This is a genomic window from Frankia sp. CeCAU1, assembly GCF_977971845.1.
In genome coordinates this window covers 35092-45158 of sequence record NZ_CDWWXA010000002.1, presented here as the reverse complement: position 1 = coordinate 45158, position 10067 = coordinate 35092, and the positions used below count along the sequence as shown (strand labels likewise).

Here is a 10067-nt window from a genome sequence, read left to right as displayed (position 1 = left end):
TTGCGACGAGCTTGCCGCCGGCCTGCTCTCGTTTGATCAGGGCCATCTTGTCTTCGGGCGTGGCCTCGGCGAGGAAGTCGTCGACGCCCGCCTCCTCGGCGATCGACCGGGCGGTCAGCGGATTGTCACCGGTGATCATAATGGTGCGGATGCCCATCCGGCGCATCTCGTCGAACCGCTCACGCATGCCCTGCTTGACGACGTCCTTGAGCTGGATCACGCCCAGGACGCGGGCCAGGCCGCCATCGGTGGCCTCGGCGACGACCAGCGGGGTGCCACCGGAAGCGGAGATGCCGTCCACGATCTCCCCGGTCTCCGCGGGCACGGCGCCACCAAGATCGCGCACCCAGGTGATCACCGCGCTGGCCGCTCCCTTGCGCACCTGCCGGTTCGCCCCCCCGTCGATCGCATCGAGGTCGACCCCGGACATCCGGGTCTGGGCGGTGAACGCCACGAACCGGGCGTGGCTGAGCTCGCCGGGACCGCGCTCCCGCAGGCCGTAGGTGTTCTTCGCGTGCACGACGATGGAGCGGCCCTCGGGGGTCTCGTCCGCGAGCGAGGACAGCTGGGCCGCGCTGGCCAGGTCATTCTCCGATGTGCCGCCGACCGGGACGAAGGCCCGTGCCTCCCGGTTGCCAATGGTGATCGTCCCGGTCTTGTCGAGCAGGAGGGTATTGACATCGCCGGCGGCCTCGACGGCCCGGCCGGACATGGCCAGCACGTTGCGTTGGACCAGCCGGTCCATGCCGGCGATGCCGATCGCGGACAGCAACGCGCCGATTGTCGTCGGAATCAGGCAGACCAGCAGTGACACCATCACGATCCCGGACAGGCCGTCGCCGTTCAGCGCACCGGTGTCCGGCACGCCCGGCAGCTGCGCCTTCGAGAAGATCGCCAACGGCTGCAGGGTCGCGACAGCGAGCAGAAAGGTGAGCGTCAGGGCGGCCAGCAGGATGTTCAGCGCGATCTCGTTCGGGGTCTTCTGCCGATTCGCCCCCTCCACCAGCGCAATCATCCGGTCGATGAAGCTCTCGCCCGGTTTCTGAGTGATCCGCACGACGATCCGGTCCGACAGCACCCGGGTGCCGCCGGTCACCGAACTGCGATCACCGCCGGACTCCCGGATCACCGGCGCGGACTCACCGGTGATGGCCGACTCGTCAACGCTGGCAATCCCCTCGATGACGTCGCCGTCCCCGGGGATGAACTGACCGGCCTCGACGACGACGGTGTCGCCCTGCAGCAGCCGCGGCGCGGGCACCTCCTCAAGCCGGCCGTCGTCGCGCAGCCGGTGGGCGATCGTGTCAGTCTTGGTGCGGCGTAGCGCGTCCGCCTGGGCCCTGCCGCGGCCCTCCGCAACCGCTTCGGCGAGGTTGGCGAACAGCACGGTCAGCCAGAGCCAGACCGTGATCAGGCAGCTGAACGCGGTCTCGTCCCGAATCGCCAGGACGGTGGTGAACACCGCGCCGATCTCCACGATGAACATCACCGGGTTGCGCCACAGCGTGCGCGGGTCGAGCTTGCGCAGCGAGCCCGGCGTCGACCGCAGGAGCATCGTCGGGTCGAGCAGCCCCCCCTGCGCTCGCCGGGGAGCCGGCGGCGGGGTCGGCGCGGGCGCCGGAACCGGCGTACCCGCAATGGTCGAGGTGGACATCTAGTGCAAACCCTCCGCAAGCGGCCCGAGCGCGAGCGCCGGGAAGAAGGTCAGAGCGACGATGATCACGGTGACGCCGGTTAGCATGCCGACGAACTGCGGGCGATGCGTCGGTAGTGTTCCCGCGGTTTCCGGCACCGGCTGCTGTTTCGCCAACGATCCGGCCAGCCCCAACACGAAGACCATCGGCAGGAACCGCCCGAACGCCATCGCGAGGCCGAGCGCGGTGTTGTACCAGTCGGTGTTCACCGTGATGCCGGCGAACGCCGAGCCGTTGTTGTTCGCCGCCGAGGTGAAGGCGTAGAGCACCTCGGACAGGCCGTGCGGCCCGCTGTTGAGCATCCCCGCCCGTTCCCCCGGCAGCGCCATCGCCAGGCCGGTGCCGACCAGCACGATGACCGGCATCGTGAGGAAATACAGCGAGGCGAACTTGATCTCTCGACTACCGATCTTCTTGCCCAGGTACTCCGGCGTTCGTCCGATCATCAAACCCGCGACGAACACCGTGATCACTGCAAGGACCAGGATGCCGTAGAGTCCCGATCCGGTGCCGCCGGGCGCGACCTCGCCGAGCATCATGTTGAACAGCAGCGTCGCGCCACCCAGGCTGGTGTACGAGTCATGGAACGAGTCGACGGACCCGGTCGACGTCAGCGTCGTCCCCGTGGCGAACAGCGCCGAATCCGGCACACCGAACCGGGTCTCCGTAGCCTCGCGGGCCGCCCCGACCGCTGTCGGCACCGTGCCGTGGTGGATCGCCTGGAACACCTCGTTGGCTCCCAGACTGCCCAGCGCCAGCACCGCCATCACCGCGACGATCGCCAGCCCCTGCCGGGTGCTGCCGACCATCTTGCCGAACGTCCGCGGCAACGCGAACCCGATCGACAGCAGCAGGTAGATCTCGAACCAGTTCGTCCAGGAGGTCGGGTTCTCGAAGGGATGCGAGGAGTTGGCGTTGTAGAAGCCGCCGCCGTTGGTGCCGAAGTCCTTGATGGCCTCCTGGCTGGCGACCGGACCCCCGGTGACCGCCTGCTCCCCCCCGGCCAGGGTGGGGACCGTGGTGTTCCCGTGGAAGTTCTGGATCGCGCCGCCGACGATCAGCACGATCGCCGCGAGCGCGCAGACCGGCAGCAGGATCCGCACGACGGTGCGGACCAGGTCCACCCAGAAGTTTCCCAGCTGGTCGGTCTTCTTCCGGGCGAAGCCGCGCACCACCGCGATCGCCACCGCGATGCCTACCGCGGCGGACACGAAGTTCTGCACCGCCAGGCCGGACATCTGGACCAGATGGCCCATCGTCGACTCACCCGAATAGGCCTGCCAGTTCGTGTTCGTGGTGAAACTGACCGCCGTGTTCCACGCCAGGTCCGGCTTGACCGCCGGCAGGCCCAGCGCCAGCCACAGGTGGTTCTGCACCCGCTGGAACAGGTACAGGAACAGCACCGATACGAGCGAGAACGCCAGCACGCTGCGGGCATACACCGACCAGCGCTGCTCGGCGTCCTGATCCACCCCGACCAGCCGGTAGATACCGCGTTCCACCCGCAGGTGCTTCCCGCTCGTATACACCCGGGCCATATAGTCGCCAAACGGCCGGTAAGTCAGGGCAAGAGCCAGCACCATCGAGACGATGAAGATGACGCCTGCGGCGTTCGTGCCCATCTAGAACCGCTCCGGGGACAGCAGAGCCGCCACGAGGAAGATCGCGAGAGCTACGGCAAGAATCAGGCCGGCGATGTTCTCCACGCTCACAGCTTCTCCACCGCCTTGAGGGTTAGCCCGAGTACCGCGAACACCGCAAGCGTCAGCAGTACGAAGACAACGTCACGCACGGAACTCCTGCCTTCTACTTTGGATGAGACGGATCTGGATGAGATCGGAACAAATGTCGCCGTCCTGGCCGGTGCCCTGGCCTGATGGCAGGTGCCAGTATCGAGCCCCTGCCGCCAGCGGACCAGCGAAGCTAACGGTCCAATGACGCCCAATCCCAAAAATTCAACACGGCGCTCACACGGCATCCGACCCGGACGAGATCCGCACCCGCGTAAAACTCGGTGTGCACAACACGGATGAGACGCAGAACACCTCTCGGTGGTCCACGGACAGCCGCCCGGGCGGGGACCAGGCCGGTCCGCCCCGCCCTGTCCAGGTGATCCCCGCGAAGGGTGTCCAGACGCCGGGGTGTCCGGACGCCACCGTGAGTGCCAATGAGGCGTGGTGGTTACGGCTGGTAGCGGTAGCCCAGGCCCGGTTCGGTGGTCAGGTAGCGGGGTCGGGTCGGGTCGGGTTCGAGTTTGCGACGCAGTTTGTTGATGTAGAGGCGGAGCGAGGAGCTGTCGTCCGCCACGCCGGGACCCCAGACCTGGCTGATCAGCTGCTGATGGCTGACGAGCTTGCCGGGGTGGCGTACCAGTGCTTCCAGCAGCCGCCATTCCGTCGGGGTGAGGCGTGGACCGTCCGGCTTGTCCTCTCCACCGGTCGCGGATGGATCCTCATGACCGCTGCCCGCGTCGGCGTCGGCGTCGGCGTCGGCGTCGGCGCTGTCTCGTGAGCTGATTCGCTTTTCGCCGAGGTCGATCCGGTACCGGCCGAGGTCGACAACGGTCACCGATTCCGCGCTGGTGGCGCGGCGGGTCACGGCCCGGACCCGGGCCAGCAACTCGTCGATCGAGAACGGCTTCGTGACGTAGTCGTCGGCGCCGGCGTCGAGCGCGGCCACCTTGTCGTGGCCCGAGGCGCGACCGGACAACACGATGATGGGAACCCCGGTCCAAGCCCGTAGCCCCTGGATGACCTCAACGCCGTCCATGTCGGGCAAGCCAAGATCCAGAATGACCAGGTCGGGTGGGCACGACGCCGCCTCCGACAGCGCGTGCCGGCCGTCCAGCGCTGTGCGTACCTCGAACCCCCGAGCGCGCAGGGTGATTCGCATGGCCCGCAGCAGCTGCGGTTCGTCCTCCACGAACAGAAGACGGGTCATATCCGCCCCGTCCCCTCCAGCCACCTCCGGACCGGCGGCGCCTCCTACCCTGGCATCATCCCTCATCCTCGCCCCCTGCGCCTTCGCCCGTCCGGATCAGAAGAGGGTCAGGGGCTCGGTCGGTATCGGCTGAGGCAGTGCATCGAGCTCAGGCACCCGTACCCGTACGTCATCGTGGAAGCAGCGGGCGAGTAGTAGCGCGTCGGCGTTGTCCGGGGTGTGAATAAACACGGTGGGTGATCGACCCTCGCGCAGCCACTCGATGGCAGTGTCAATCCAACGCTGCCAGCCTTTGATCGTCTGCGTGGAGGCGTCGCGGCCGAGGTAGCGGACGATCGGCCGGTCGGTCAACGCGAGCGATCGGAGCGGCACGCGCGGTTTCCTGGTCCAGGCTTCTCGTTCGGCATCGCTGCCTGGCGGGCTTTGAAAGAATGTGGTGGTGTCGAATGGAATCCATTCGGCGGTCGCGGCGGCAAGGACTCCTTCGAGAAGTCGCGCTGCGCGAGGGTCGTTGAAGAATGCGGGGTGGCGGACCTCCACAGCGTACCGGTGGGACCTGGTGAGCCGGCGCAGAAAGCGGGCAAGCACGGGGACGTCGGCCGGGGTGAACGATCCTGGTAGCTGTATCCAGAGGGCATGGGCCCGTGGGCCGAGTGGCTCGATCGCTTCCAGGAAGGCGTGTAACGCTTCGTCGACGCCCGTCAGGCGGCGTTCGTGCGTGATGGTTTTTGGCAGCTTGATCACGAATCGGAAGTCGGCGTCGGTCTGCTGCGCCCACGAGGCCACGGCGCTCCTGGCCGGAGTCGCATAGAACGTTGTATTCCCTTCGACCGCGTTGCACCAGCTGGCGTAGTTTCGCAGGCGTTCGTGAGGCGGGAGCGGATGCGCCAGAAAGCGCCCTTGCCATGACTTGTGAGCCCACATCGCGCACCCCACATGAAGACGCATGACCCAAGCCCTCCATGAACAAACTGCTCCCGAGGCAGCCGGAACCGAGTTCGCCCGCCAAGTCGCGACCGTGCCACAGGTACTGTAGTCCGGGCGTCGAGTCCGCCCCCGGCGTCCGGTGCGCCGCGGGCCGACAGCCCGCGCTCCAGCGATCCACTATCCTTTCCGTACTGGCGAAGTCTAGTTGACCTACGGATCTGGAGCCCTTCAAGCTCCGGAGCTGGAGGGCCCGCAGCCACGGATCCGGCAACTTGGACGAGAGAACTGGTACCGCCGGGCTGCTGGGCTTCTCCGAGCGCGACAGCGTTCCTGTGACCGGGTCCAGGCGTCGGCACCATCGCCGACCCGCCTCAAACGCCCTGACCGGAGACGGTTCGCCGAGGTACTGGGCAACGGCGGCTTCGGATGACATCCGCTGACATCCGCGGTTGCACCGCCGACGAGAGACCGAGCGTATGCGGCGACTGCTCGACGACGTCTTGGGGATCGGCGGCCTTGGGGAACGGCGGCCTGTTCGTGCGGCGGTGCGTGGAGACCGCCACCGCATGAGGGCCACACAGACTGGTCGGACCCGGGGGCCGTTCGTCAACCGCGGGCCTCGATCGTGGTGTGTGGGTGCTGGGCGATGCTGGTCTGGCTGAACCTGACTATTCTTCGGCGGGACTTCCGCGACGTCCCCCTGTGGCGCCAGGCGGTCAGCGAGATGCTCCGTCTTGCTCTCCAGGGTCCCGAGGACCCGGTGATCGCGCCGATGACCATCCTCGATTCCGACCTGCTCGCCGAGCTGACGGCCTCGACCCGCGTCACCGGACACCACGCCGCCGGACACCGCACCGCCGGACACCGCGCCGCCGGACACCGCGCCGCCGGACACCGCGCCGCCGGACACCGCGCCGCCGGACACCGCGCCGCTCATGTCACGCTTCTTGCCGACCGCACGACAATGATCCGCCGCATCCACCGACGCGGGGATGCGGACGCCGGAGTCGCGATCATCTCGCCCGGCCTTGTGGGGGGCGAGGTTCCAGAGCCGGAGGAACATCGCGCCCTGGCTGGCGAGGCCTCCGGCGATGGGATCAAAATGGTATCGTTTTCCCATGGAAGCCGTTGTCGATCAGGCGGGCCGGATCGTGTTGCCCAAGTTCCTCCGCGAGGCGCTGGGCCTGTTCCCGGGAACGAAGGTGGACATCTCGCCCTATGGCGCCGGTGTCCAGATCGTGCCTGCCGGCAGGACCGCGCGCCTCGTCGAGGAGGATGGTGTGCTCGTGTCAGCCGGCGATACGCCCGTCGACGACGACATCCTGTTCGGCCTCATTGACGCGGGCCGCAGGTGACCATTGCGGTCGACACGAGTGTCGCGGTTCCGCTCCTGGTACGTTCGCACACGCACCACGCGGATGTGGTGCAATGGTGGGGCGGGCGGGAGCTTGCGCTGAGTGGGCATGCGCTGGTGGAGACCTATTCGGTACTCACCAGAATGCCCGGCGACGCGAGACTGTCCGGGCCGGACGCCGCGCGTCTGCTCGACGTGCGCTTCACTGCACCGTTAACGTTGAGCGGACCGCATGCGTGGAAGGTTCACGCGACGTTGAGTCGCGTCGGTATTGTTGGGGGCGCCGTCTACGATGGGCTGGTGGCTTTGGCTGCCAAGGAGCACGGCCTGGCCCTCGCGACGAGGGATGCTCGCGCACGCGGGACCTATGACGCGCTTGGAGTCAAGGTCATTGTTGTCGCTTGAGGTGGCTCACGACTCCGAGTACGTTTCACTTCCCGATCCTCACGGACGCGCCGCGTAATCAATTGATGCATCCGACTTTCCGGTAGTTCCGCGACGTCGTCCAATATCCGATCTTGGAAGCTACGATCGGCCGTCCATACACCCTCTACACCCATGGCGACAGCGACACGACCGGAGCGGTCCGCGGGGTCAGCAGGGACGCCGCCCAGATGGGTCCTGAAATCATCATTCGCCCGTCGGGACCCGGGCGCCGACCAGCGGCGGTGCCCGATGACCGCCCAGCCGGCACCATCCGTATCCGAGTCGAACGTGCGTTCCGCAAACCTGGTGGTTCCGGCGGCTCCGGTCCGCCTCGTCACCATGATCGTGGGGATCGAGGCGCGGCCGGTTACGCGGATTCGAGCGCGTCCTCGACGGCGAGGCGCTCGCAACGTCGTTTCCCCCATTCGCCTAGCGGGCGGAGGGCCTCGTTGAGTGAGATGCCATGCTCGGTGAGGGAGTACTCGACCCGGGGCGGGACCTGGCGATACACCTCGCGGTGGACCAGGCCGTCCTCCTCCATCTCGCGCAGGTGCTGGATGAGCATCTTCTCGCTGACGCCGGGAAGGCCGCGCCGCAGCTCTCCGAACCGCCGGGTTCCGTGGTTGTTCAGCTCCCAGAGGATCAGCGACTTCCACTTCCCTGACACCACGTCCATACCGGCGTCTATGCCGCAGACGTAGGGACCGCGCCTCGCGCTCGTCGCCATCAGACCCTCAACCTCGCCTCAGCTGGCCACTTACTTCCTGGTAAGTATTGAACAAAATTGTAGGTACTTGCCGGCGGGGAAGGTTCGGGCGGAGAGTCGGGACGGCACGCCAGTCAGACCACCGAGCGGAGCGAGGGCAATCCATGACGACCTGTACGACCTTCCTGGGCTTGGGCGCGATGGGCAGCGCGCTCGCCGCCGCGACTCTCGACGCCGGCCGACCAACCGTGGTGTGGAACCGCACTCCAGGCAGAGCACGGGCTCTCGGCGATCGTGGCGCCACCGTCGCCGAGACCGTCGAGGAGGCGATCATCGGCGGCGGGGTGGTCGTCGCCTGCCTGCTTGACCATCGGTCGGTGCACTCTGTGGTCGAGTCCACCGAAGCCGCGCTGGAATCGCTGGTGACGGCCAGCCTGGACCAGGGCGTCAATGTCGAGATGCTGCGGCCCGTCCACGACATCGTGCGCCGGCAGATCACCGCCGGATACGGCCAGCAGGGCACCGCCCGCATCTTCGAAGAGCTCAGGAGCTCCCGATGAGCGGCGAGGGCGGTCCGTCTCCTGTGACGGTCGTCGGCCTTGGCCCGATGGGTCGGGCAATGGCCGCGTCCCTGTTGCGGTCCGGCCATCCGGTGACAGTGTGGAACCGCACCGAGGGGCGCGCCGACGACCTCATCGTCAGGGGCGCCACGCTGGCACCCACAGCGACAGCCGCGGTCGCTGCCAGCGAGCTGACCATCCTCAGCCTCACCGACTACCAGGCGATGTACGACATCCTCGACCCGGTCGCCGAAAGTTCGCGACCCTCCGCTGTCCTTGCCGGCAAGGTCCTGGTCAACCTCAGTTCGGACACCCCCGATGCCTCCCGGGATGCGGCGGGATGGGCGGCCAGACACGGAGCGAGCTTCGTGACAGGAGGCGTCATGGTGCCCGCTCCCGCCGTCGGCGGTCCAGGGGCACATGTGTTCTACAGCGGGCCCCGCGCGGTATTCGACATGCACGAACCGACGCTCAGACTGATCGGCGAGCCCCGGTACCTCGGGGAGGACCCAGGCCTGGCCCAGCTCTTCTACCAGGCGCACCTCGACGTCTTCCTCACCGCCCTGTCAAGCCTGCTCCACGCCACCGCGCTCGTCACCGCCGCCGGTGTCCCGGCCGCCGACTTCCTACCCGGCGCGCTGAACACCCTCACCGACATCCCGACGATGATCGGAGACGGATGGGACCTGGCCCGGCGCCTGGAGGCCGGCGAACACCCCGGCGACCTCAGCACGGCACGGATGATGGGCGCCACAGCGAACCACATCGTGTGGACGAGTGAGAAGGCCGGCATCGACACACAGCTGCCCAAAGCCGTCAAGGCGCACTACGACCAGGCCGTCACCGCGGGCCGCGGCACCGAGAACTGGACCGTTCTCTACGAGATGCTCAAAGGCTGCGACTGAGGAACGACCAGAACCACGGTCCTACCACCGGGCCACGCAAGCTGCGTACCTGGCACAGGGTAGCTGTTCACGTCGGTTGCGCGGCGGCCTTGTAGATCTTGTTTGGTGATCGTGTGGCGTTCGCGGGCCGGTGGGTGATGATCGGATAGCGTCACGAGTCGTGGAGTCAACCGGCCGCCCGACATACCCGGATCATCCGCAATCCGGCAAGGGGCGTGCGGCTCCCACCGGCCCGGATCCCGGACAAGCTCTTCCTCGTCTACGCCGGGCGGTTCCGCCCGTTTCCAGACCGCCCGATGATCGTGACCGCTGGGCGTCGTGGTCGCGTCGACCTTCCTGCGATCGAGGGGAGGGCTGCCGGTCGGTACCCCTCGCAGCCAGTGTCGACCGTCCCGCCGTCGATCTTCCATGTTCTCCGATCTTGGGGCGCGAGCCACAACCGCCAAATGTAACCGCCACACGCCAAATGTAACTCCGTCGTGGTTACATTTGGGTGTGCCACGTGACGTGAGCCAGACGATCGCCTTCCTGCGCGCGGCGGGAGCCGACACCACC

Annotated in this window: 10 protein-coding genes; 4 read left to right on the top strand and 6 right to left on the bottom strand. The window is 67.3% G+C overall.

Features of this window, described 5'->3' with window-relative positions; all coding sequences use genetic code 11:
* From kdpB to AC08OO_RS00715, 5 genes are all read right to left on the bottom strand, one after another.
* Nucleotides 1–1654: potassium-transporting ATPase subunit KdpB (kdpB, locus tag AC08OO_RS00735; protein ID WP_476618146.1), on the bottom strand; the 1654-nt coding region annotated here is incomplete at its 3' end.
* Entirely contained in the window at nt 1655–3316 is a 1662-nt protein-coding gene (gene kdpA / locus AC08OO_RS00730; protein ID WP_043591698.1) for a potassium-transporting ATPase subunit KdpA, read from the bottom strand.
* A complete protein-coding gene (gene kdpF, locus AC08OO_RS00725; RefSeq protein WP_476609184.1) occupies nt 3317–3406 on the bottom strand; it encodes a K(+)-transporting ATPase subunit F in 90 nt (29 codons plus the stop codon).
* A 469-nt stretch (nt 3407–3875) separates the two neighbouring features.
* Nucleotides 3876–4634, bottom strand: coding sequence for a response regulator (locus tag AC08OO_RS00720; protein ID WP_476609183.1), 759 nt, complete (start codon nt 4632–4634; stop codon nt 3876–3878).
* Nucleotides 4635–4730: 96 nt separating this feature from the next.
* Entirely contained in the window at nt 4731–5582 is an 852-nt protein-coding gene (locus tag AC08OO_RS00715) for a DUF72 domain-containing protein (RefSeq protein ID WP_043591694.1), read from the bottom strand.
* 1097 nt (nt 5583–6679) lie between these two features.
* Between AC08OO_RS00715 and AC08OO_RS00710 the strand changes: the two genes are divergently transcribed.
* Nucleotides 6680–6916, top strand: coding sequence for an AbrB/MazE/SpoVT family DNA-binding domain-containing protein (locus tag AC08OO_RS00710; RefSeq protein WP_476609182.1), 237 nt, complete (start codon nt 6680–6682; stop codon nt 6914–6916).
* Nucleotides 6913–7320 (top strand): PIN domain-containing protein, encoded by a 408-nt coding sequence (locus AC08OO_RS00705; protein ID WP_476609181.1) that lies wholly within the window; start codon nt 6913–6915, stop codon nt 7318–7320. The genes AC08OO_RS00710 and AC08OO_RS00705 overlap by 4 nt, the downstream gene beginning before the upstream one ends.
* A gap of 388 nt (nt 7321–7708) precedes the next feature.
* On the opposite strand, the gene AC08OO_RS00700 is transcribed toward AC08OO_RS00705, so the two are convergent.
* Nucleotides 7709–8068, bottom strand: a complete 360-nt coding sequence (locus AC08OO_RS00700) for a winged helix-turn-helix transcriptional regulator (protein WP_023840419.1) — start codon at nt 8066–8068, stop codon at nt 7709–7711.
* Between the two features lie 143 nt (nt 8069–8211).
* Between AC08OO_RS00700 and AC08OO_RS00695 the strand changes: the two genes are divergently transcribed.
* A complete protein-coding gene (locus AC08OO_RS00695; protein WP_476609180.1) occupies nt 8212–8607 on the top strand; it encodes an NAD(P)-binding domain-containing protein in 396 nt (131 codons plus the stop codon).
* Nucleotides 8604–9512: an NAD(P)-dependent oxidoreductase gene (locus tag AC08OO_RS00690; protein ID WP_476609179.1), complete on the top strand. Its 909-nt coding sequence runs from the start codon at nt 8604–8606 to the stop codon at nt 9510–9512. The genes AC08OO_RS00695 and AC08OO_RS00690 overlap by 4 nt, the downstream gene beginning before the upstream one ends.
* Nucleotides 9513–10067 lie beyond the last annotated feature (555 nt).

Bases quoted from the DNA above. Each gene is read 5' to 3' on its own strand.
- AC08OO_RS00695 (WP_476609180.1), top strand. From the start codon at position 8,212: ATGACGACCTGTACGACCTTCCTGGGCTTGGGCGCGATGGGCAGCGCG.
- AC08OO_RS00690 (WP_476609179.1), top strand. From the start codon at position 8,604: ATGAGCGGCGAGGGCGGTCCGTCTCCTGTGACGGTCGTCGGCCTTGGC.
- kdpA (WP_043591698.1), bottom strand. From the start codon at position 3,316: ATGGGCACGAACGCCGCAGGCGTCATCTTCATCGTCTCGATGGTGCTG.
- AC08OO_RS00720 (WP_476609183.1), bottom strand. From the start codon at position 4,634: ATGACCCGTCTTCTGTTCGTGGAGGACGAACCGCAGCTGCTGCGGGCC.
- AC08OO_RS00715 (WP_043591694.1), bottom strand. From the start codon at position 5,582: ATGCGTCTTCATGTGGGGTGCGCGATGTGGGCTCACAAGTCATGGCAA.
- AC08OO_RS00710 (WP_476609182.1), top strand. From the start codon at position 6,680: ATGGAAGCCGTTGTCGATCAGGCGGGCCGGATCGTGTTGCCCAAGTTC.
- AC08OO_RS00700 (WP_023840419.1), bottom strand. From the start codon at position 8,068: ATGGCGACGAGCGCGAGGCGCGGTCCCTACGTCTGCGGCATAGACGCC.